At 48.6% G+C, this 23,081-nt stretch carries 14 protein-coding genes and 1 pseudogene; 4 read left to right on the top strand and 11 right to left on the bottom strand.

What is annotated here, in order from left to right; genetic code table 11:
* Positions 1-53 precede the first annotated feature (53 nt).
* Complete coding sequence (locus AOT11_RS16930; RefSeq protein WP_017421810.1) at positions 54-1,178, top strand: helix-turn-helix transcriptional regulator; 1,125 nt, start codon at positions 54-56, stop codon at positions 1,176-1,178.
* A gap of 132 nt (positions 1,179-1,310) precedes the next feature.
* Here AOT11_RS16930 and AOT11_RS16925 read toward each other — a convergent pair whose 3' ends face one another.
* The 3 genes from AOT11_RS16925 to AOT11_RS16915 all read right to left on the bottom strand — a co-directional run bounded on the left by AOT11_RS16925 (position 1,311) and on the right by AOT11_RS16915 (position 6,784).
* Positions 1,311-2,855, bottom strand: a complete 1,545-nt coding sequence (locus AOT11_RS16925; RefSeq protein ID WP_017421811.1) for a hypothetical protein — start codon at positions 2,853-2,855, stop codon at positions 1,311-1,313.
* 701 nt (positions 2,856-3,556) lie between these two features.
* On the bottom strand, positions 3,557-4,774 hold the full coding sequence (gene manA / locus AOT11_RS16920; protein WP_026050583.1) for a mannose-6-phosphate isomerase, class I: 1,218 nt from the start codon (positions 4,772-4,774) through the stop codon (positions 3,557-3,559).
* Positions 4,775-4,882: 108 nt separating this feature from the next.
* Complete coding sequence (locus AOT11_RS16915; RefSeq protein WP_017421814.1) at positions 4,883-6,784, bottom strand: PTS fructose transporter subunit IIABC; 1,902 nt, start codon at positions 6,782-6,784, stop codon at positions 4,883-4,885.
* Positions 6,785-7,200: 416 nt separating this feature from the next.
* Between AOT11_RS16915 and AOT11_RS16910 the strand changes: the two genes are divergently transcribed.
* Complete coding sequence (locus AOT11_RS16910; RefSeq protein WP_017421815.1) at positions 7,201-8,040, top strand: helix-turn-helix transcriptional regulator; 840 nt, start codon at positions 7,201-7,203, stop codon at positions 8,038-8,040.
* Here the strand turns inward: AOT11_RS16910 and AOT11_RS16905 are convergent.
* Both AOT11_RS16905 and AOT11_RS16900 read right to left on the bottom strand, forming a co-directional pair.
* Positions 8,032-8,811 (bottom strand): PTS sugar transporter subunit IIA, encoded by a 780-nt coding sequence (locus AOT11_RS16905; protein WP_017421816.1) that lies wholly within the window; start codon positions 8,809-8,811, stop codon positions 8,032-8,034. The genes AOT11_RS16910 and AOT11_RS16905 overlap by 9 nt on opposite strands.
* An 8-nt stretch (positions 8,812-8,819) precedes the next feature.
* Positions 8,820-9,119 carry a PTS fructose transporter subunit IIB gene (locus AOT11_RS16900; protein ID WP_026050582.1) on the bottom strand — a complete coding sequence of 100 codons (300 nt, stop codon included), beginning with the start codon at positions 9,117-9,119 and terminating at the stop codon, positions 8,820-8,822.
* Between the two features lie 241 nt (positions 9,120-9,360).
* Between AOT11_RS16900 and AOT11_RS16895 the strand changes: the two genes are divergently transcribed.
* Positions 9,361-11,226 carry a PTS fructose transporter subunit IIBC gene (locus AOT11_RS16895; RefSeq protein ID WP_017421818.1) on the top strand — a complete coding sequence of 622 codons (1,866 nt, stop codon included), beginning with the start codon at positions 9,361-9,363 and terminating at the stop codon, positions 11,224-11,226.
* A gap of 107 nt (positions 11,227-11,333) precedes the next feature.
* Here the strand turns inward: AOT11_RS16895 and AOT11_RS16890 are convergent, their stop codons facing one another.
* The 6 genes and pseudogenes from AOT11_RS16890 to AOT11_RS16865 all read right to left on the bottom strand — a co-directional run bounded on the left by AOT11_RS16890 (position 11,334) and on the right by AOT11_RS16865 (position 22,366).
* On the bottom strand, positions 11,334-14,042 hold the full coding sequence (locus AOT11_RS16890) for a GH92 family glycosyl hydrolase (RefSeq protein WP_017421819.1): 2,709 nt from the start codon (positions 14,040-14,042) through the stop codon (positions 11,334-11,336).
* Between the two features lie 47 nt (positions 14,043-14,089).
* Positions 14,090-16,510 carry a GH92 family glycosyl hydrolase gene (locus AOT11_RS16885; RefSeq protein WP_017421820.1) on the bottom strand — a complete coding sequence of 807 codons (2,421 nt, stop codon included), beginning with the start codon at positions 16,508-16,510 and terminating at the stop codon, positions 14,090-14,092.
* A gap of 133 nt (positions 16,511-16,643) precedes the next feature.
* Positions 16,644-19,464, bottom strand: a pseudogene (locus AOT11_RS16880) (GH92 family glycosyl hydrolase).
* 121 nt (positions 19,465-19,585) lie between these two features.
* Entirely contained in the window at positions 19,586-20,989 is a 1,404-nt protein-coding gene (locus AOT11_RS16875; RefSeq protein ID WP_017421822.1) for a PTS fructose transporter subunit IIBC, read from the bottom strand.
* 11 nt (positions 20,990-21,000) lie between these two features.
* Positions 21,001-21,441 (bottom strand): PTS sugar transporter subunit IIA, encoded by a 441-nt coding sequence (locus AOT11_RS16870; RefSeq protein ID WP_017421823.1) that lies wholly within the window; start codon positions 21,439-21,441, stop codon positions 21,001-21,003.
* Positions 21,442-21,706: 265 nt separating this feature from the next.
* A complete protein-coding gene (locus tag AOT11_RS16865) occupies positions 21,707-22,366 on the bottom strand; it encodes an HAD family hydrolase (RefSeq protein ID WP_026050581.1) in 660 nt (219 codons plus the stop codon).
* 257 nt (positions 22,367-22,623) lie between these two features.
* On the opposite strand from AOT11_RS16865, the gene AOT11_RS16860 reads away from it, so the two are divergent.
* Complete coding sequence (locus AOT11_RS16860; RefSeq protein ID WP_017421824.1) at positions 22,624-22,920, top strand: hypothetical protein; 297 nt, start codon at positions 22,624-22,626, stop codon at positions 22,918-22,920.
* Positions 22,921-23,081: the final 161 nt, after the last annotated feature.

Raw genomic sequence — 23,081 nt, 5'->3', positions numbered from 1 at the left:
GTGGAGGTTTAATACTTTTTGCGCAGTTGACTGCTTCTGATTGATGGGTGGATATGAGTCAAGTTGATAAGGTGGATATTGTAAAACAGATTTACAGCACCATTGAGAAGCCTGAATTATGGCAAGAGGTGTTGGTCCGCCTGAGTGAAGTATTAGGGTCTTCGCACGCATTTATTGCTAGCCGATCGAGTGTTGATCATTCGCCATCTCGATTTGTTGCTCATGGCTTTGAATCAGGCCATTTTGAAACCTATCAAGAGCATTTTTATAAAGTAGATTTGTGGACGCAGGGATTGGCACGACATGATGCCAACCAGTTTCATGCTAGCCATTTGGTTTGCAATGATAAGGATTTTGTTGGTTCCGAAATTTACTCGGATTTTGCGAAGCCCGCGGCAATCAGAAATTCAATTGGCTGTTTACTCGCTAAACCGGATAGCCAATTGATCACCGAAATTGCGTTTATGTCAGGGCCTGACACGGCTTACTATTCTCAGCAGCAGGTGGCGGCGGCCAATGCGTTTCTTCCTCATATTGATCACGCTCTAGGGATGTCACTGCGTATGCAGCAGAGCAACGCGGCAGGTGCACAGCATGCGTTACTGGATGTGTTACCTGAAGCCATTTTTGTTTGTGACTACCATGCAGAGCTGCGTTACTTAAATGCATCGGCTCAACGCTTATTGTCTGACAGCACGTTGTTTCAATCGTCGGCTTTCTTTTCACGCCGATTAAGCTTCGCTTTAGCAGAGACAGATGCTCAATTTAAACTCGGTTTGAATCAATCCGCGGCTATCCTTGGCGCAGAGTTTGATAAGCGTTTTTATGCTTGGGATGCGCATATGGTTTATCGAGTGACATTAAAGCCTTGGTTTTACCAAGTCGTGACGCCGATTGGGCCACACAATGTCGCTTGTTGTTTAGTGATGGTGCAAGCTTGCGCGAGCCGATTTAAAATTCATCCTCAAGAAATAATGTCTTTGTTTTCATTGACCTTAGCGGAAGCGGAAGTGACCAGTTTACTTTGCTCTGGCTCTTTGGTTGATGAAATTGCCGTGCTACGTGCTGCAACCAGCAACACGATTCGACAGCAGATTAAAGCCTGCCTAGCGAAGACCGCAACCCGTAATCAGGCTGAACTGGTTGCTAAAGTCATTCGGAGTTTTACTCTGAGTTAGAGTACTCGGTGAGCTGAGTTCAGCAACCAAGCCCTCTTTCGCATCCAAAATAGGGGCGAAGAGCGCCCCTCGAAGGTGCTTAACTCAACGCTCTTGCCACTCGGCCTTGGCTGGGAAATGACGGGTAAATAATCAGCCCTTCAGCCTCGACTTCTTTTCCTCTTGCTCAATAAGCAACGACAGTTGCTTTAACAGATAGGTTTTTATATCTCCCTGCCAGGATACCTTTGAAAAGTGCTCCTTACTCTTCTCTGGGAGATATGGCCGTATTTCTTCCATCGCATTTTCAACCGCTTTCTTATCGGGTTCGCTAAGCCCACCTAAAAAAAAGTCCTCTTCCACCTGCTTTGCGATATATTCGTCATATTGCTCTAATGTTTTAATCATCGCCCAGGCACGTGTGTTATCCTCATACTTATACATAAGGTAAAAAGTGTAGAGTGAACCCCAATCGCCCTTTGGCAATACTCTGTTTAAAGTAAACTGGTAGTATTCATCATTTCTGTCTAGGTAAGCGTATGCCAGTCCAAAGTATTTTTCGCTCGCCAAAATCTCGGGGATAATTTGTTCATCAACATTCAGCTCAACGTCATAACCGTTTTTGCCATACATGCTGCTTACTAAGCGCATCAGAGGAGAAGGGGAATGTTCCGTATCCAGCCAGTAGAACCCGGCAAGATCACGGTTAGGCTCGTAAGGTAGTGACATCAGAGAAAAAGCGATAGTTTCTCTGACTAATGGCACATCAAAATGAGCTAACAGTGCCAGCTTGTTAAGCGTACGGTCCCACTTTTTTAGTTGATCTAATCTGGCCTGATGACTACCGGAAAAATCGAACTCCAGTGAGGCCACCTGCTCTTTAAAGAAACGCAGACGGCTGACGTTACTCATTAGCTCTATTCCATTAAATAGCTCTTTATTAAACACGCTGCTACAAAAAAGTGGTCTGCTAAAACTATAGAGCCCTTTTTCAAACTCTGAAGAGTACTGCCTACCTTTGATATTCTCAGCGCACCAACTAATATTTTTAGCTTCCAACAGCCAATTGTTGTATAAAATGTTCAGCCATAAGTAATCATTACCGTACAACTCCATCAGCCGGCGCGCTTTTTTAAGCCTCTCTGCTGCCATCAAAGCGTCATCATCGTCACCAGATAACGAGATAGGCTTCCGCAAATAATACGCCATAGCGATTTGAAGTACCCTGATATCTCCTCTATCTGCAAGTTCCAATATCTGCGGGGTATAGCGCTGCTTTATCTCATCAGAGAGTTGCAATTTTTCAAGGCCTTTATCACGGCTATATTGTGTTGTTTGCGGCACGGTATTGGACAGAACGATTTTTGCTCTGGCGGAAATAGAGCCAGCGACCGCTTTTTCAACCAGAGTCGCATAATCCTTATTCAGCTCCCACTGAGCATCAAAATTACCAAGCTTTGCAAAGTGGTAATTAATACGCTCAAAACGCCCCTCTTTTAACTCAATGCCGGGACAGCCACCACTCGCTATATAATGATAATAATAATAGTTCGATGGCTCGGTCGTTTTCAGCTCTTCCAAGTCATTGGTATAGCGTTTATCACAAGCCTGTTGAACCGGCAGAAAATCCTGGCTCACGGCAGGAAAGCCTATCGCTACACAGAGCGTGGCACAAAAACACAGAACTCTTCGTTTCATTTTTCTCTTTAGCTTACATTAGGCAGCACCCAGGCTCTGCCCAGAGTGTCAGTGGTTATTACAGGCGGTTTGATATTGCGCCAAAGTTAGACTGCTGAGCACTGGCCTGCTCAAAGTCAAAGCCAACCAAAGCACCTACAGAACCTTCTGAAGCGAAGCTGGACATCGCCTGTGAAAGGTTGTTTAACTGAGCAGACTTACCTGTTGGCCTGCATCCCAGCCTGATCCTATCATTGCGTGGATTCAGTTGCATAGTGTTGATATTAATTAAAGGCTCGGTTCCACGGCTAGGACGACCGCTACCGCTATGGGTTCCATTTCCTCGCGACTTACCCCGCTTCAGTAACCGACAGTTCTCCGCGTCAAGATTATAAGCTTTGCTGGATATTAAATTACCCAGCTTTCCAAGGATTTTCAGTTGTTCAAACTTGCCCTCGCGAGTGTTGATCGTCTCAGAGAGGATTTGGCATGCGTTGCATTAAGCGGTAAAACGGAAGCATCAATGCAGTGCAATGTGGTAACTCTTAAAGCGGACATGATACTTTATGGATAACGTTTCGCCGTTTCCCAGCGGTGGTCACGTACGACAAAAGTGAAGCATAATTAGCAACAGTTATTTAGTTATTGTCAGGCTTAAAAAGTTCTAATCATTTGAAGTGCTGTCACATCAAGAATAGGGGCATAATGCCCCTCGAAGGTGCTTAACTCAACGCTCTTGCCACTCGGCCTTGGCTGGTGATGGTGTAGTGTTCACTGTAAGCGGGAATGAACACCGATTCGCCCTTTTTGAGCAAACAACGTTCGCCATTAGCGTGGTTGAGTTCGAGATCGCCATCCAGAGGCAGCAAGATTTCCGCGCTGGAAACGTTGACCGTCAGCGTCTCTGCGGGCGGTAAAATCGCAAATTTAAAGTCGGCGACAGGAATCGGGTAGTGCAGACTGCCGTCACGCAGATTTGGCTCAAGGCGCAGTTGTTCCAACGGCTTGTGTTTGAACTGAGTGCACGCCACCAATTCATCAATATCCATGTATTTTGGTGTTAAACCCGCGCGCAACACATTGTCGGAGTTGGCCATGATTTCTAAGCCCGTGCCATGCAAATAGGCGTGCGGTGTCTCGGCGTGCAAGAACATCGCTTCCCCCGGCTGTAAGGTAATTACATTGAGCATCAATGGCGCGAACAAGCCGATGTCGTTGGGGTACTGTTTTTCCAGTTCAACAATCAAGGCAAAGAGCGGCAAATCAACCTGTTTTGCTTGGTGGATCAAGGCCTCTACGGCGTTGGTTTTCGCTTCGCCTTGCAATGAGAGTAAGCCAGAGAAAAAGTCACTCAACCCTGGTTCGGTTGGGTTAGTTGAGAACGCATCCACGAGGGAGCTCAACTCGTCAATCGCCAGCTCGGTGAAGACATTGAGAATTTCATCGATAGCGCGAAAGCCGTTCATCGCGTGGTATTCGGTAAGCGCGTAAACCAGCTCTGGCTTGTGGTTTGGATCTTTGTAATTGCGGTTGGCGGCGGTCAACGCAATACCTTGCTGCTCTTCACGGGCAAAGCCCAATTCAGCTTGCTGCTTGTTGGGGTGCACCTGAATCGACAGCGCGTTTTCAGCGGCGAGAATTTTAAATAGATAAGGCAGCTCCCCAAACTGTGCGGCGGTCTGCTCACCTAAAATCAGCGCTGGATTTTGCGCAATAAAGTCAGACAATTTAACTTGCTGACCTGCCATCGTGACGCATGAACAACCATTGGGATGCGCTCCCATCCACAGCTCTGCTTGGGGTTCATTGGTTGGATTTTCGATGGCAAACAATTGCTGCATGGCGGTTTTGCTGCCCCACGCATAGTTTTGTATCGGGTTGGTCATAGGGAAAAACACCGCCTGCGGCAGGGTTGCTTGCGAAGCTAGAATCTCAGACATCTTTCTTGCCTTCAGAAAAGTTATCTTTAGAAAAGTGACCTTCAGAAAAGTCACCATCGGAAAGATGGCTTGAGCGTGCGCCCAAGCCATACGGTGAAAAGAGGGGAGTTAAGCGGTTGCGGCCGCCAGTTTTTGTGCGCGGATTTTCTTGAGCGTCACGCACGTGATCGCAGTGACACCCGCACCTGAGGCCATACAAACCAGCGCAAGTAGTGGGTAGTTCATCGCGCCAAGCAGTGCCACCACAGGGCCACCGTGCGCCACGCTGTTAGTGATGCCGAAAGAGAACGCCATCACTGCAGCAACCATAGAACCCAATACGTTGGCAGGAATAACCGACATCGGATCTTGCGCCGCAAATGGAATCGCCCCTTCCGAGATACCGACTAAGCCCATTGCGCCCGCCGCTTTACCTGCTTCAATTTCTGACGATTCAAATAAATCGAACTTGCGACCCATCGCAGTGGCGAGCGCCATGCCAAGTGGTGCAACCGGAATGGCACACGCCATCGCGCCCATGAACTGGGTTTGGCCGCTGGCAATCATGCCGACAGAGAACAAGAACGCCACTTTGTTGAACGGGCCACCCATGTCAAAGCCGGCCATCCCACCCAGCACAATGCCCAGCAGAATCACGTTACCTGTACTCATGCTGGTGAGCAGTGCGGTGAGACCATCCATTAAGCTGGCAATAGGGGCGCCGATGACGAAGATGAACAGACCAGCAATGAACAGCGATGCGGTGATAGGCGCAATCATGATCGGAACCAGTGGTTGAATAAACTTGTGGTAGTTGATTGAGGTGATCCACTTAACGAAGTAGCCAACAAGCAAGCCCGCGATGATGGCACCAATAAAGCCTGTTCCCGCTTCTGCGCCGTAGAAAGAGCCGTTGTTAGCAATCCAACCACCAATTAAACCCGGAGCCAGTGCTGGTCGGTCTGCGATCGCGTAGGCAATGTAACCCGCCAAAATCGGGATCATCAGTGTGAAAGCAACCACGCCCACTTCAAGAATTTGGTTCCACATACTGCCGGGAGGAATCGCCATGCCCGCTTCGGTTGGCTCGCCGCCGACCGCAAGGGCTAAGGCAATCAGAAGACCCCCTGTGACCACGAATGGGATCATGTGAGACACGCCGTTCATCAAGAAACGATAGAGATCAGAGCGCGCTTGGGACGCTTTGTTCGCCACCGACTGCGTGCTGGCGCTTTCGGCTTGGTAGCTTGGCGCGTTTAACGCTTCATTAATCAGCTTCTGAGCGTCGCGAATGGGTGCTTTGACGTTGGTTTTGACAACACGTTTACCAGCAAAGCGCGCCATGTCGACCTGCTTATCGCACGCCACAACGATCGCCTCTGCACGTGCAATTTCTTCTTCGGTTGGGCTGTTTTTCACCCCAATCGAGCCGTTGGTTTCCACTTTGATTTCGTAGCCCAACGCCGCCGCGCCTTTTTCCAGTGCTTCCGCCGCGAGGTAAGTGTGGGCGATGCCTGCAGGACAACCCGTCACACCAATGATCAACCCTTTGCTCTCTGATGGGGTAGTGTCTGGCGCAGGTTCGGCCTTTTTCAGCAATAACTGCAGTGCTTGCTCGGCGTTTTCGGCATTGAGGAATGTGTCGATGAAACCTTCTTCGATCAGCTTGGAAGAGAGTTCAGCCAACACTTCAATATGGTGGTTATCGCCTCCATCGGGTGACGCGATCATGAAAAAGAGTTTGGAAGGCAAACCGTCTTCTGCGCCGTACTCAATGCCCTGTTTGCTCACGCCAATGGCGACGGCAGGTTGGGTAACGGCGGCACTTTTCGCATGAGGGATCGCGACGCCGTCTTCAAATCCGGTGTTGCCTAACTCTTCACGCGCTTGGATGTCTTGTAGGAAGGCCGCTTTATCTGAAATACGTCCTTGCGAATGTAGGATATCAATCAGCTCTTCAAAAACGGCTTGTTTGTTATTTGCTTGCAGATCAAGCTGAATTAAATTGGCATTAATCAGTTGGTTGATCATAGAAACCTCTGTGTTTTGTCTTTTTTATCCCGCGCCGGCTTCACGCAACTTCGCCAAGTGGCCTGGGTATTTGTCAGAGATATTGTTTAATTTTGCGGATCGAGCGAGTAGTGAAGAAATAGAACATTTACTGGATAATTGTATCGGTATGAGTTGAATGTGATTTGGATCGCTATGAGATTCTGTAAACATTTTGGACGAATAAATGGCCATTATTGATGTTAAATTGTAGTTATTTCATTAGGTTAAAGTGTGTTTATTGTTTTTAAATAACAGGATGAGCACTAGAGAATTGGTGCTGATACTGGATTTTTGTATCATTTTGGCGAGAGTGTGATTTTGTTCAAGGAGCGCTGGTAAGAATCGTTGTATACCTTACGCCGAAACGAATTGAGCAATGCGATGAGAGCCTAGAGATGATGTTTGATGATTTGATTTCATCGGTACTAAATGAACGTGAATCCTTTCATCATATTTGGTTCGCTGGTGATTTTCATACGCCACCTGAATTTAGCTATCAGGTTAACTTTCCCCGTTTGGAGTTAGTCTTGGATGGGGAATACATTAATGAAATGGAAAGCCACGATCGCAAAGTAAGCAAAATTGTCGCCAAAGCGGGTGATGCGATTTTTATTCCTTCTAACTGCTGGAATAAGCCGAATTGGGATACCGATTGTTCGGTGCTGAGCATGTTGTTTGGTCGCCGCCAGTTGGGGCTCAGTTTGGTGAGCAAACGTAAAGGCGAAGCCAACTTTTACGATATCCAAAAGCACAGTATCCAAACCCGTTCAGGTTTTGCCATCGATAACATCTTAGAAGCTCTGAGCTCATTGGCGCGTGAAAATCACAAAAAGCCGATGGACGAGTTGCTGCTGCAAGCCTTGCTGCAATACGCCAAAACCATGCTCAATGCACCGGTTGAGCAGTCGCATAACCGTGTGCAAGATCTCTATCAAGGGATCTGCATTTATATCCAAGAGAACTTCCATCGGCCAATTACCCGTGAAAGCATTGCATCGCGTTTTAGCATCTCCGCCAATCATTTATCGCGACTGTTTCGCCAGCAAGGGCATATGACGTTGGCTGACTACATCACTTGGGTAAGGGTGGATCGCGCCAAGTTTATGCTCAAAAAGTATAACTTTAAGCTCAATGAAGTGGCGCTGCGCTGCGGGTTTAAGGATGTGAACTACTTCTGCCGCGTGTTTAAAAATCGCACGGGGCGCACACCAAGCGATTATCGCGCCTCAATTTAGTAGGCGCGACATGGCGTACATCAGCAGCGCTTGCAGATCAACGCCACTGTGAGTCAGCAGTAGGCGCTCAACCATTTGATCACACAGTAAATTGCGCGTTAAATTGGTCGCGGCGATGATCTGTTCTCGATTAGGCTTGCTTGGCATCACCAAGGCAATGGCTAAATGCACGTCGCCCATTTTGGAAGCCCAATCCATCGATTCATCGTTTTTGATCACCGCCACAGCAATGTGTTCAATGCCTTCAAACATTACATGAGGAATCGCGATGCCGGGGGCAACGCAGGTGGAAGAGCGCTCTTCTCGCTTGATAAACGCCAAAATCAGTTCATCGGGCGAAACGGGGTAGATCAGTTGCGCTAACCCTTTCAAACACTCGAATTTGGTGAGTTCGGTGTGTGCTTTGGCATAGTGCCATTTGACCTCGGCTGGTGGGCAAATTTGCGGTAGACGCTCGGCCAGATGGCTGGAGAACTCATAGTTGATCTTTGAACCGACCACGGTGAAGTGATCCGACAGCATGTCTTTAATCACAAAGCAGGCGAGTTCGGCATCAATGCCAATGGCGGTGATTTGGCAAAAATCCCCTTCTTGCAACCCTACTTGCAGTACCGAGAGTGACTTTGCCAACTCTGCGCTGCGATTTTGCGTGATGTTGATGATATGTAGGGTGCTTTTGAACTTTCGCGCAACACGAGACAATGGTTGGGCCACATGGGCACTGGCGTTAACATCGTTCACCAAGAAGGTGACTTGATATTCATGCATCATGCTGGCGTTCAGCGACAGTGGACAAGAAACACTTTGTCGACGTTGAGCAGCACATCTTCGATGGCGAGTTTCACCACGTTCATGCCTTCAAAACGTCCAGGTTGTTCGATTTCGATATCCGAGACAATCAATACCTTATCTGCATGGGCCACATCATAAGGCGTCAGTTGGTTTTCGATTCCCATCGCACCTTGGGTTTCGACTTTGATCTGCACATTGTACTTTGGTGCGGCTTTGGTTAATGCATCGGCCGCCATGTAGGTGTGGGCAATGCCCGTTGGGCAAGCGGTGACCGCAACAACTTTCATCGGACTATCTCGTGGTAACGTTTGGCAGGATATTAGCACAGCGTAAGGCAAATGCGGCTTTTTCACAGCAGACCCAGTTCACAGTTCGCTTTTGATGTTACAAAAATCCAGTTATTGCATCTTTCGTCCTATGTTTTGAAACCGCTTGGCTGGTTACTCTAGCCTACGCGCGCGTGCGCGAACCAATACACGCCTCAATGAGTGAGTATGGATAGTATGGACAACGCAAGGTAAAGCCATCGTGGATATGACCAACCTGATCGAACCCGAAGTCATCTGCTTAGATCTGAAAGCCAACAGCAAAGAAGACGTGCTGATCGAATTGGTGGAGATGCTGGATAAAGCAGGAAAATTGACCGATAAACAGCAATTTTTAAGGGATATTTGGCTAAGAGAAGAGATTGGCAATACCGGTTTTGAAGAGGGGATTGCCATTCCCCACGCCAAAAGTCACGCCGTTGCCTTACCTGCTGTGGTGGTGGGGATCAGCCGCCAAGGGATTGATTACGGAGCGGAAGATGGTCAGCTTTCCGATGTGTTTTTTATGCTCGCCTCCCCCGATGGCGAGGATCATCACCACATTGAAGTGTTGGCACAAATCTCCAGTAAATTGATTGAAGAGGGTTTTGTCGAGAAGCTCAAAGCCGCGGAAGATATCGATCAGGCGCGAGCGTTGTTTGTGGGCCACAACGGCGTCGATACCCTGCAAGAGCGTGGCATGGGTGAGTTTGTTCATCAGCCGCTTAGCCCAATGGCACAACGCGTCGCGCGTATTAAGGAGCATTTGCTGTTTGGCACCTCTCATATGATGCCGTTTATTGTCGCGGGCGGGGTGCTATTGTCGCTTTCTGTGATGATCTCTGGCCATGGCGCGGTGCCAGAGCAGGGAGTATTGGCGGACATAGCGCAAATGGGCATTGCTGGCCTGACTTTGTTTACCGTGGTGCTCGGCGGCTACATTGCCTATTCCATGGCAGACAAACCGGGTTTAGCGCCGGGGATGATTGGCACTTGGATTGCGGTCAATCAATACCATACGGGCTTTTTAGGCGCGATCATTGTGGGTTTTTGGGCGGGCTTTGTGGTGCGTCAACTGAAAAAGATCGAGCTTCCCGACAGCATGAGCTCGCTCGGTTCTATTTTTATCTATCCTCTGCTCGGAACGTTTATTACCTGTGGGGCGATCATGTGGGTGATTGGTTCTCCTATCGCCAGCAGCATGTTGTGGCTTAATCAATTTCTGGCCTCGATGGCCGATTCTGGCAAAGTTGCTTTAGGCGCGGTGCTCGGGGCGATGACCGCGTTTGATATGGGCGGGCCTATCAACAAAGTCGCCACGCTGTTTGCCCAAACGCAAGTGAACACCCAACCTTGGTTGATGGGCGGAGTCGGCATTGCAATTTGTACCCCACCATTGGGGATGGCGCTGGCCACGCTGTTGTCACCAAGCAAATTCAAGCGTGATGAGCGTGAAGCGGGTAAAGCGGCCGGCATTATGGGCATGATTGGTATCAGTGAAGGGGCTATTCCATTTGCCGCGGCGGATCCCGCACGTGTGCTGCCGGCGATTGTTGCTGGCGGTATTGTCGGCAATGTGATTGGTTTTCTCTTCCAAGTACTCAATCACGCGCCTTGGGGCGGCTGGATTGTACTTCCTGTTGTCGATGGAAAAGTGGGCTATATTGTTGGCACGCTTGCCGGTGCCATGACCACGGCGCTGATTGCGATTGCTCTAAAGAAAACCGTCAATGAAGACGAGAACTCGCAAGGCGATACACTGGCGTACTCTTCGGTAGTGGGGGAAGGTCAAGCCGATATTCTTGCTGTCACTTCGTGTCCTTCTGGTGTGGCGCATACTTTCTTGGCGGCGAAATCGCTGGAAAAGGCGGCATGCCTACTCGGGGTGAAAATCAAAGTGGAAACGCAAGGTGCCAACGGCATCATTAATCGAATTACGGCCAAAGATGTTCAAAGGGCTAAGTTTGTGATCTTCGCCCACGACGTCGCCATCAAAGAACCCGAGCGTTTCAAGCACATCAAGGTCATCGACGTCACCACCAAAGACGCGATTTTAAATGCCGCAGCATTGATGCAGATGAAAAAGTAGCCAACGATACCGAAGTTATTAGGTGAACCTAAAGCTGAAATTTTTCGCTGAAAATCAAAGGTCAGTTCTTACTAACTGACCTTTGAAGGAGGAAGAGTGATAGACGTTTATTGAGGTGCTTTCATCGCTTCAGATTTGTCTGAAGTCATAACGAAATGCAGTTCACCACCGTCTTTCAAATCGCTGTGTGCGAAGCTGAAGTTATCACTCAATTGTTTGCCGTTGATGGTCACCGACTTCACGTAGATGCTCTCTTGGCTGTTATTTTCTGAGGTGATGGTGAATTTACCGTCCGCGACTGGAATCACGGCTTTGTCGAACAGAGGACGACCGATGGTGTAGCTTGCTTCGCCCGGAATGACTTGATAGAAGCCCAACGCAGACATCACATACCAAGCCGACATCTGACCGACGTCTTCGTTACCAATCAGACCTTCATGCGTTGGGTGGTAGAACTCGTTCATCGCTTGGTCGACGATTTCTTGTGTCTTCCAAGGCTCTGCCGTCCAGTTGTATAGGTAAGGTACGTGGTGATCAGGCTCGTTACCCATCACGAACTGACCGATGTAGCCCGACATATCGTGTGATTGGCTCGTATCGGCGTTGGAGTCTGCATTAAACAGCGCATTCAAGTTAGCGAGGAATGCCGCTTTGCCTTGTTCGGTTACGTCTTCAGGAAGAGAGAAGTCAGTACGGTCGATGTGCTCGCCACCCATCACGTTAGCCAGACCGTTCAAGTTGTGCGGTGCAAACCATGTCCATTGCCATGTGTTGCCTTCGGTAAAGTCTTCACCACGGTGCTCAGCACGGTAAGGCCAGAACACGTCGCTTTCGTTGAGTGCTTTGCGGTCTTTACACGCGTTGTAGTCCATACCGTCTGGGATAGACAGCGCCATGTTCTCGTCCAAACATTCGGCTTTCAGGTTGTTTGCCCAAACCTTGCTGCCACTGTTCATGTAAGCCGGACGCATAAAACCCGTCGCACCCAATGCGTTGCCTTTGGTGTCTTGCAGTTTACCGTATTGCTCTGGGTTGTAATCGAAGTAGTTCTTGAACGATTCAGAACGTGCCATGTAGCGGTCGTACTGCTGGTCGTTGCCCGCAAGTTTAGCGATCTGAGCGATACACCAGTCGTAGTATGCGTTCTCAAGACCGTAAGACACTGACTCGTTCACGAGCTCGTCGTACTTATCGACTTTCAAGCCTTCCACGTAACCCGGTTTGTCGCCAGAGTCCGGCGCCCATTTGGTGTTAGCTGGAATAAAGCCGACGTCTTCTTGGTAGTCGTTGTGACGCGTCATGATCGTGAAGCGTTTGTCACCGTTCCAAGCATCTTGGTAAGGCACCCAGCTCTCTGTTTTATCAAGGTTGAAGTTGACTGTTTCGTCAGCGGCTTTCAACGCCAAATCAAACTCGGCTGCGGTAAAGGCTTCTGGGTGTTTGACCATGATATCGGCAATAACCGAGACCGCAGGATGACCGACCATTTCACCGGTGTAATCCGAGTGCAGTTCCCATTTTGGCAGCACACCGCCCGTTTGGTATTTGTTCAATAGATCGCGTGCGTGTTCAATCGCGCGGTCTTTATCGATGATGGTTTTCAGTGGGTGTGCGGCGCGGAAAGTATCCCACATTGAGTACACTGAGTAGTTCACCAAGCCATCTTCTGCTTGGTGCACTTTGCCATCCATGCCACGGTATTTGCCATCCACATCTTGGTATAGGAATGGAGCAACAAACGTACGGTAGAGCGAGGTGTAGAACATGGTCTTGTCGGCTTTGTTGCCACCTTCCAGTTCAAACTCGCCAAGGATGTTTTCCCAAGCCACGCGGTTTTGTTGTACGACGGTGTCGAAATCCCAACCGTTGGTGTCTGCTTCTAGGTTTTTCAGTGCGCCGTCAACGCCAGTGCCAGAAATTGCTACTTTGACCACCAATGGCTCGTCGCTCTTACCAAAGTTCAAATGCGTCAGGACATCGTTTGCGCGTTTTGCCAAACGTTCTGGATCAGGTTCTGGTTCGCCCGGCATTGGTTTGTGTTCTGCGTAACCACGGTAATCTTCCAAGCCGACTTCGGTAGCGTCGGTTGGAGTCAGTTTGCTTTCAGAAGCCAGCTTGGTGTACAGGTTTTCTTCGATGATTGGATCAGAGAATTCTGCTGCGAAGAACACGGTTTGCCATTGACCCCATTCGTTTGAGGTACGCGCGCCTACGACTGTAGTGTCGTTAACGCGTTTGTAGTAGATGCTGCGAGAATGGTTGCCGTATTGCTCCAACAGTTCGTGTTGCAGGTCGATACGCACTTTACGATCTTCACCCGGTTTGAAAGTGTAACGTTGGAACGCCACGCGGTCGGTTGCCGACAGTTCAGCTTTTACGCCGGTTTCTACAAGGTCAACCGAGTAGTAACCAACCTCTGCCACTTCTGAGCTTTTATCCATGGTTACGGCATCGGTATTGAAGCCTGTGTATGGCAAGAAGGCGAAGTCGTTTAGGTCGCCTTTACCTGCGCCAGAGATATGGGTCATTGAGAAGCCAGAAAGCAGGCTGTGTACTGGATCGTATTCAACAGGTGAGCCTTTGCCATTCCAACCGTTTGGATCGAAGTTATCTGGTGACGGTTGAATCATACCTTCTGGCATGACTGGAGATGGGTTGACGTTGCCAAGACCTTTAGTGCCGATCAAGGTATCAACGAATTCCAAAGTAGGGGTAGAGATAACTGGAGTTTCTGGATCAGAGTCGCTGCCACAACCAGCAAGACCAAGCATGGCGGTTAACACTGCGGTAGAGAGTAGGGTTCTTTTTAGTTTCATTGTTTTTGTTCCACGAGAAAAGGGGACACCAGGTCCCCTCAAAATCATTATTCGCCTAGGTTGGCTTGCATTGCTTCAGACTTGTCAGCTGTCATCACGAAGTGCAGTTCGCCGCCTGCTTTGAATTCGCTGTGCTGGAAGGTGTTGTACACATCCAGAGGCTTACCGTTGATGGTCACTTCTTTGATGTACATGTTGTCTGGACCGTTGTTCTCAGCCGTTACCGTGAAGGTGCCAGAGCCAATGTCTACCGTCGCTTTGTCGAAGATTGGACGACCGATGCTGTAGGTTGGATCGGTTGGCGAGATTTGGTAGAAGCCCAGTGCTGACATCAAGTACCACGCCGACATTTGACCTACGTCTTCGTTACCGATGATGCCGTCTGGCGTTGGTTTGTAGAACTGGTCATAAACTTGGTCTAGGTATTCCTGCGCCTTGTAAGATTCTTCAGTACGGTTGTACAAGTAGATAACGTGGTGCGAAGGCTCGTTACCGTGAATGTACTGACCGATGTAGCCAGTCATGTCTTGGTGCGCTTCGCCGCCATTTGGATCGGCAGTAAATAGGTTGTTCAGCTTGTCGTTCAGACCTTGCGTGCCGCCCATGATTTCAGTCAGCTTGTCCAAGTCTTGCATGAACGCCCATTGCCACTGCCACGCGTTACCTTCTGTGTAGTAGAACGCGTCAGACTTGTAAGGGTCGAAGTCAGTTGAAGCGTATTTCAGTGCACATGGATCGCCTTCTTTCAGTTCTGTTGGTACGAAGAAGCCCGTGCCGTCTGCGTTACCTGCTTCTGCATCCCAGTGTTTCAAAGAGTTGTAAGAACGAGCTTTGAACTCTTCATACGCGTCCATATCGCCAGCGGCTTTTGCCATTTCTGCGATCGTCCAATCGTAGAATGAGAATTCCAACGAGTACGACACTGAGTTCCAGTTCGGGTAGCGAACACACTGTTCTTTCTCGTGGTAGTTCAACTGACCTGCCATGAGTGAGCTTAGGATGTCGTCATGAATCTGTGGGTATTCATGCGGTGTGTAACGCGCTGATTTCACTGACGCCGTGTAAGCTTGTTCTGCATCAATCAAGCCTTTGGTTACCGCATCGCCCAGAATCGCTGCCGACGGGTAGCCGATCATGGTGCCAGTCTCTGAGCCGTGACCTTCCCATTTCGGCAATAGACCAAACTCGTCGTTAGATTTACGAATCAAGTCTTTCACGTATAGCGTTGCTTGGTCTGGGTCGATGATGGTCCACATTGGGTGAACCGCGCGGAACGTATCCCACGTTGAGTAAATCGAGTAGTTTGGTGTGTCGCCATCTTTCAGTGTGCGCACTGTGCCAAGCATATCCACGTATTGACCATCCACATCGTAAAACTCGATTGGGGCGATCATCATGTGGTACATGCCAGTGTAGAAGTTGGTTTTCTCTGCGTCTGTGCCGCCTTCTACTTTGATTTTTGCTAGCTTCTCAGCCCACGCGTATTCCGCGTCTTCTTTCACTTGAGCCAGGTCGAAACTTGGTGCTTCTGCTTCTAAGTTTTTCTGTGCTCCTTGCCAGTTAACTGGAGAGATACCCACGCGGATTTCAATTGGCTCTTCGCCAGTGCCGAAGTTGAGGTAAGCAGTCAGATCATCGCCGGAGTAAACCGCACCATTACGCATTTCGCGTGTTGGTTCTAGGTCTTGTTCGCCCAACAGTGCTTTCGCGATTGGTTGGTTGAATTTCGCGTAGAAAAAGATGTCTTGACCTTGGTGATCTTGCCCTTGGAACCAGCCTGTTGATGTTTTACGACCGCGAATGGTGTATTCGTCCACCACTTCTACTTTGTTCTTCAAAGATTTGCCGTTGTTGTTCATTAGGGTATGACCTAAATCGAACTTCACGTTGCGGTCTGCGCCATCAGCAAAGGTGTATTTGTGCAAACCAACGCGTTTGGTTGCGCTCAGCTCTACTTCGATTTGACCTTGTTTTAGCTTGGTTTTGTAGTAGCCTGCGCTTGCTTCTTCATTGGCTTTGTCGAACGAGTTCAGTTGTGTGTTCGCCATGTCTGCGTATGGTAGAACCAAGATGTCGCCTAAGTCCGTTGCGCCTGTACCTGAAAGGTGAGTATGGGAGAAGCCGTACAGCGGAACGTCAGTGTTAACTACTTCGCCAGTTTCGTAGTTGGATGAATCCCAGTGGCCAGATGCCGAGTGCCAAGGGTTAAGTCCTGATTCATGGTCTATGTTAGAGCCGATGAAAGTATCTGGAGACAGTTGAACCATACCTGCCGGTACCGTCGCGCCCGGGAATGTATGACCAGAAGCTGCTGTGCCGATCATAGGATCGACGTATTTCAATACCGCAAGATCAACAATTGGATCGCCCGGCAGTGAAGAGGAAGAATCGTTGTCGCTGTTACAGCCAGCCAAGCCACCCGTCAGACCAACCAGGATAGCCAAAGAGATAAGATTACGTTTAAACATGTGCATACCGTTTTGTCGTTATTCGTATATAAAAAGTGTTTATAAGAGACTGTTTATAAAGAACTGCTTATAAAATTTTCTTGTAGGGATAGCCGGGAGATGCGCTCTCCCGGCTGAGTTGTCACTATTAGGATTAACGAGAACCTGCTGGCATCTCGTCTTCATGCAAGACCTTGTGCTGGTGGAAGATCTTGCTCTAGAGAGCCCCAACGTTGATTTGGTTTGTCGCCCATCACGAACTCCAACTCACCGCCGTACATGATTTCGTCATGAGTCAGGTAAGTGCGGTTGAAGTCTTTGCCGTTGTAGCGAGCCGATTGAATGAAGATGTTTTCGCGGCTAACGTTTTTCGCGGTAACGGTGAACTTCTGGTTGTTGCCGACATCGATAGACGCGCTTTCAAACAGCGGAGTACCGATTTCGTAGATGCCAGAAGAAGCGTTCACTGGGTAGAAGCCAAGTGCACGGAACACGAACCACGCAGAGAGCGTACCGAAGTCGTCGTTACCACAAATGCCGTCAGCGGTATTCTTGTAGCAAATGTTGGTTGCTGCGGCGATGGCTGCCTGACCTTTCCAAGGTTGACCCACATAGTTGTACAAGTACGGTACGTGGATATCTGGTTCGTTACCTTGAACGTGCTGACCAACGTTACCTGTGTTGAACACTGGGAATTGGTTGTCGCCTGCGTTGCGATCTGGGTAGGTTGACCAGTATTCATCCAAGCGAGCTGCGAACAAGTCACCGCGTTCTGCTTCAGGGTTTTGTGTCTTGTCGAAGCGTGTCATCAGGTCAATCAAGCCATGAATGTCGTGCTGAACACTGAACGAGTATTGCCAGCCGTTTGATTCAGAGAATGCCCAGTTGAACATGTCTGGACGCCAGTCTTTACCCACCGCACGACCAGTGATTGGGTCTACCCAACCTGCATCGATAAATTCGCCATCGTAGTCACGTGCTTTGAACCAACCTTGGTATTGCTTACCACCGAAGTCGAATTGCGCTTGCCAGTTTTTAGAACGGTTAGCGAACTCGGTGTAGCGTGGATCTTCTTCACCAAATACTTCTTTGATCGATTGCGCGATTGCCCAGTCGTTCATTGAGTATTCAAGCGAGTAAGATGCTGTCCAAGAGTCTTTAAATGGTGAGTGGCCGCCGTAAGAATCTGGTGGAGTATCGTGCAATTGCGCTGGCACGTAACCTTGTTCTTCGTACTCTTTGATCCATGCTACGCCTTGGCTCGTTGCGGCGCGCGCGTCTGTGATCATCGCTTCAACTAAACGTTCTTTAACGTCTTTGCGCTCTGCTTCTGTAAAGCCAAGATCGATCATGCGTTTTTCTAGTGAGCCTTTCGACAACACATCGTGAATCACAGGCGTTGAGTGCATGCCCATCATCATGCCGGTTTCGTTGCCTTTGAATGTCCACTCAGGCAGACGACCTTTGCGCACGTTGCCTTTGTCATCCACCCATTCTTCTTCGGCGTAAGACAGCATAGACAGCACCACGTCGGCTAGGCGGTCAGGCTCAAGAATCGAAGACAGCGGTTGAACTGCGCGGTAGGTATCCCACAAAGAGAAAGTGTCGTAGCGCGTGAAGTCTGCTTTGCCATCTTTGTTAGCATCGGCAGTGCGGATCGACTCTTTCAGCGTATCAATTTTATCGCCCCAAGGCGTGTTGCCATCTGGGTAAGCGTTACGACCTTGGTGAACTTGGCGGTAGCGACCATCTAAGTCAGAGTGAATGGTCTGACCTAGGTACGAGTGGTACATCGCGGTGTAGAAGGTCTGTTTGTAATCTTCGTCGCCAGAGACTTGGATCTTGCCGAGTTCGTCTTCCCATTTCTTCGTTGCCGCTTCACGTACTTGGTCGAAGTTCATGCCCGCAACTTCAGTCATGTTAAGAGAAGCACCAGACTTGCCGTTCTCGCCGATCTCAACGTTTGATAGCGCTAATTTCGCTTCAACCGTTAAGCCGTCTTTGGATGTGTCGAACTCAATGTAAGCGCGTGCGTATTGATACTTGCCACGTGTTTCGTTACCGATTTCTGTAATGCCTTCTGGCACGTCCATGTAACGACCTTGCTCTTTATCATAGTAAGCAAAGCGAACGTTTTTGATTGGTTGGTCGAATTCCATCACGAAGAATTCTTTTTGGCTTGGTGCCCAGCCGTCAGAGAAACGGTGACCTTCTAGACGGTTATTGTCTTTGTCCCATTTCAAGTAAGAATCTGAGGTGTAGTCCCAGTTAATTTTGAAGCCAGTGTTCACGATGATTTCTGACTTCTCATCACGAGGGAAGGTGTAACGATGGACACCAACGCGATCAGACGCCGTCAATTCTGCTTTGATGTCGTAATCCAATAGATCGACTTTGTAGTAGCCTGCCGTCGCTTGCTCGTCACGATGTTGGAAGCGAGACGCTTCTAGGTTTAGCGTTGCCGAACCTTCATCAATCATGTAATCCGAACGCGAGTTGATTGGCATGACGAGAATGTCGTTCAAGTCGCCAGCACCTGCTCCGGAAAGGTGGGTATGAGAGAAACCGGAAGTACGTGCGTCGTGGTAGTAGTAGCCTGAAATGTATTCCCAGCCGTTAGAACCGTTGTTTGGAGAAAGTTGCACCATGCCGTGTGGTGTGGTTGCACCAGGGTAGGTGTTGCCTAGGTTACCTGTGCCGATGAATGGGTTGACGTAGCGTGTTACGTCCATATCGGCGAAATCTACCGGGATGTGAACGCCCATGTCGATTTCAGGTGTTTCTGGGTTTGGCTTGTCATCACAATCGCCATCGCCAACTGGAGGACATACTGGCTTGCCGCCGTCAGGAATATCCGGCAGCGCAGGGTTGGTATCACCGCCTTCATAAATGTTGGTTGTGTCGTCGTTACAGCCAGTCAGACCGACTAGACCACTGAGAACTGCGCAAGCGAGTAGGGAAGGTTTGAATTTCATTTTTAAAGCCTTGTAAGTTGTAGGTTTATGTAGTTGTTGAAAACAGAGGTATTACTAAAACTTAAAAACTTGAAATAGAGCCCTTTGGGGGAAAGGGCTCTTAGGGGGAGGAGCTTAAGGTTTAAGCTTTCACAAGAGTCGTTGCGTTACGCATCGCTTCTTTCGTTGAACACTCAACAACGTTTGCTTTTGCAAAGCGGTGAGCGTCTTTTACTTGGATATCGTGAGCTAGAATAACCAGCTTCGCGTTTGCTACATCTAGGTCAGTGATGCGGTTCTGGATACCGTTTTGACCTTGAGTTTCTACTTTGATCTTGATTCCCGCTGCTGCACCGGCTTTCTCTAGTGCTTTCGCTGCCATGAATGTGTGTGCTACGCCAGATGGGCAACAGGTGACTGCGACGATGTCGTACTCGCCTTCGCCTGCTGCTGGAGCCGCTTGAGCTTGCGTTGATGCTGCTTCTGCGATTTCGTCTTCTGCTTCTTCTTCAGCAACTGGTTTCCAGAAGCCAACGATAAGAGCGGTTGTTAGCGAACCTAGTGCGATACCAACAACGTACATTGGGATGTTGCTTGATACAGGCGCTGTGATTAAACCGCCCCATGGTGCGTGCAGTAGTACGTCTGTTAGGAAGCCGAACACACAACCAACGATACCACCAGCAACGATTGAAGGAAGAACGCGCATTGGGTCGTTTGCTGCGAATGGGATAGCACCTTCAGAGATACCGATAGAGCCCATGATTGCTGCCGCTTTACCTGCTTCTTGCTCTTGCTTAGTGAACTTCTTCTTGAATAGGAATGTGGCTAGCGCCATACCTAGAGGAGGCGTACAGATTGCGATGCCCACACCACCCATTAACCATGGTTGAGTGTCCACTTGAGTTTGAGCGAATAGCGTTGCGACTTTGTTGATAGGGCCGCCCATATCGAATGCCGTCATACCACCAAGAATCGTACCTAGAACCACTTTAGAAGCGCCCGCCATAGAAGCTAGGAACTCGTTCATAGATGCCATGAAGATCTTGATTGGCTCACCGATACCCCATAGAACGATACCTGCAGAGATAAGCGTGCCGATAAGAGGGTAGATAAAGTAAGCGCCCAACGCAGTCATGTTAGCAGAAAGAGGGATCTTCTTAAGTTGGAATACCACACCACCTGCGATGAAGCCCGCTACGATACAACCAAGGAAACCACCGCCCATGTCAGCCATGATGCCAGAAGAGATCATTGCTGGAGCGAGTGCTGGTTTGTCTGCAATGGAATAACCGATGAAGCCACCCAAAATAATTGGGAACAGCACCAGACCTTTAATACCGATATTAGAAATATCCGCCAATAAACCGTCCGCAGGAACCGCACCTTTACCTGATGCCATTACCGCCAGCGCCAGTAGTACACCACCCGCAACGATAAATGGCAGCATGTGAGAAGTGCCAAATAAAAGGTGACCTTTCATGGTACTGAGAATTTTTTTGAAATCGCTACTATTATTAGTAGCTTGAGCGGTTAGGGTACTCATAATTTCACGCCTTATGATTGAATTAAAATATTAAGGATTTGAAGTTCGTCTTTTGCGTTATGAATATCTTCAATAAACTCTTCGCTAAATTTTCCGAATAATTCTTGAAGAACATAAATATGGTGGTCGGCACCGTTATCGGGTGAGGCAATCATGAAGAATACGGTCGGTTTGACGCCCTCTTCGTCGCCATACTCGATGCCTTCGCGCTTTACGCCAACAGCGATGGCAGGCTCGATAACCGCTTTGCTTTTTGCGTGTGGGTAAGCGATGCCGTCCATTGACGTTATGCTTAATGCTTCGCGTGCTTCAATGTCGGTTAAAAACGCCTCTTTGCTGCTGATTCGATTATTTTCAAATAGCATTTGTGCTAGCTCAGCAAAGACTTCATTTTTATTATTTGCTTGAAGGTTGCCTTTAATTAAATTGACGTTGGTGAGTTTGGTGATCATTTATTTTCTCATAAAGTATTTAACTGATGAGCTAAAATTAATGGATGTAGAGTTTTACCGAAATAGCAAAAATAATTCACTCACTATACTTTTGTACCACACGTAATTAAGTGTGATGGAAGTCATTCTGTAAAAGATGATCGGAATTGAGCGTAATTGAAGGGGATTTTATATATTGTTTGTCATTTTCGCTTGAAAAATAGCGCGATAGTCAGTGACCACAACCAAGCTATCACACTCGTGAGTAAAAAGGAGGACGAACAAACTAACCCCAATGTAGTACCGTCCAGTTTGGGCGATGGGCATGTTGCTTAAGTTGCGGACAGGGATTCACCAAATAGGCGAAATCGGCATACTCGCACAAGGGTAAATCGTTGATGGAATCAGTATAGAAGTGAATCTCGCTGTAGTGCTTTGGCTGAGTTTCTTGCCACTGTTGTAACCGAGTGACTTTACCCTGGCGGTAGCTCGGCACGCCCTCAATTTCTGCGCTATAGTGGCCATGGACTTCGCGCATATTGATGCCCAAAGTTTGTCGGATCCCGATACATCGCCCCACTTCTGCCACTAAAAAACTGACACTGGCAGAGATGATCAGCATATCTATTCCCTCATTAGCCAAATGGTTGATGAGCGTGTTCGCTTGCGGGAAAAGCTTATCCACAATGCGCGTTTCAACGCACTCTTTGACCAACTGCTCAACCTCACTGGTGGTCAGGTTTGCAAGGGGAGCGATGGAGAAGCGCAGGTAATCTTCCATGTCCATTTTTCCCTGTGCATACAACGCCATAAGGCGTCGGTCTTCGGCGATAAAATCCGCAGAGGTGGCAATGCCTTTATCCACTAGAAACGCATTCCAGATCATCGCACAATCGCCTTGAATTAAGGTTTCATCAAGGTCAAATACATATAGGGGTGAAGACATATCACATCTCTTGGGTTGGTGTTGGCTGGCTCGACTGTCGCAGAGAGAGGAGCAAGCATGGTGTGATGAGATTACTTCATTTCTATTGCAGGTTTATGTCAGGCGCTTTTGCCAGTTATTGCGCGAGTTATTGTGCGTCGGGAGAAACGGCTCTCGCCTCTGAGTGTTTGGTTGAGGTCACTAAAAATAAAAAACGCCGTGCAAAATTAAATTGAACTGCTATCATTCCTTGCATCAATAAGTTGAGGGTGTTGAATATGAAGTCTCTATTTGCGGTGTTATGCGCTGTTTCTTTGCCAGTATGGGCGCAAGAGTCAGAGATTTTTCTACATCAATTAACCGAGTCCAAGTTACTTGAAGAGGCGCCCATTCCGCCGGAATGTTTTAGCGACGCTTGTTTGGAAAAAGGGATGCGCAGCACTGTCCCTACTGCCGATGCACCGCCACGCGAGCCGAATGAAACGCTGGCCGTGATTGGGAGTGTTGTTTATGTGCTCGGTGAGTTTGGTTTGGCCGATCAGCGCTTCAAGGAAAGTGAACAACCGCTCAACTAATGCTCAATTCTTCTGCTATTTCCCTCGTCTATCATTCGAATAAATTAGAGTAAAGGCTCTGCTGTGCGGCGCCTTTTTGCTTATATCCGCTTCACATTCTGCATGACATTTCCCTAGGAAAGTTATGGATATTGAGTATGATGTCACACGGAGATTCCCCT

It is taken from the genome of Vibrio vulnificus NBRC 15645 = ATCC 27562 (genome assembly GCF_002224265.1).
In the GTDB taxonomy this organism is placed as follows: Bacteria; Pseudomonadota; Gammaproteobacteria; order Enterobacterales; family Vibrionaceae; genus Vibrio; species Vibrio vulnificus.
The sequence above is the reverse complement of the archived record's forward strand: the minus strand, read 5'-3'. Positions and strand labels throughout refer to the sequence as shown.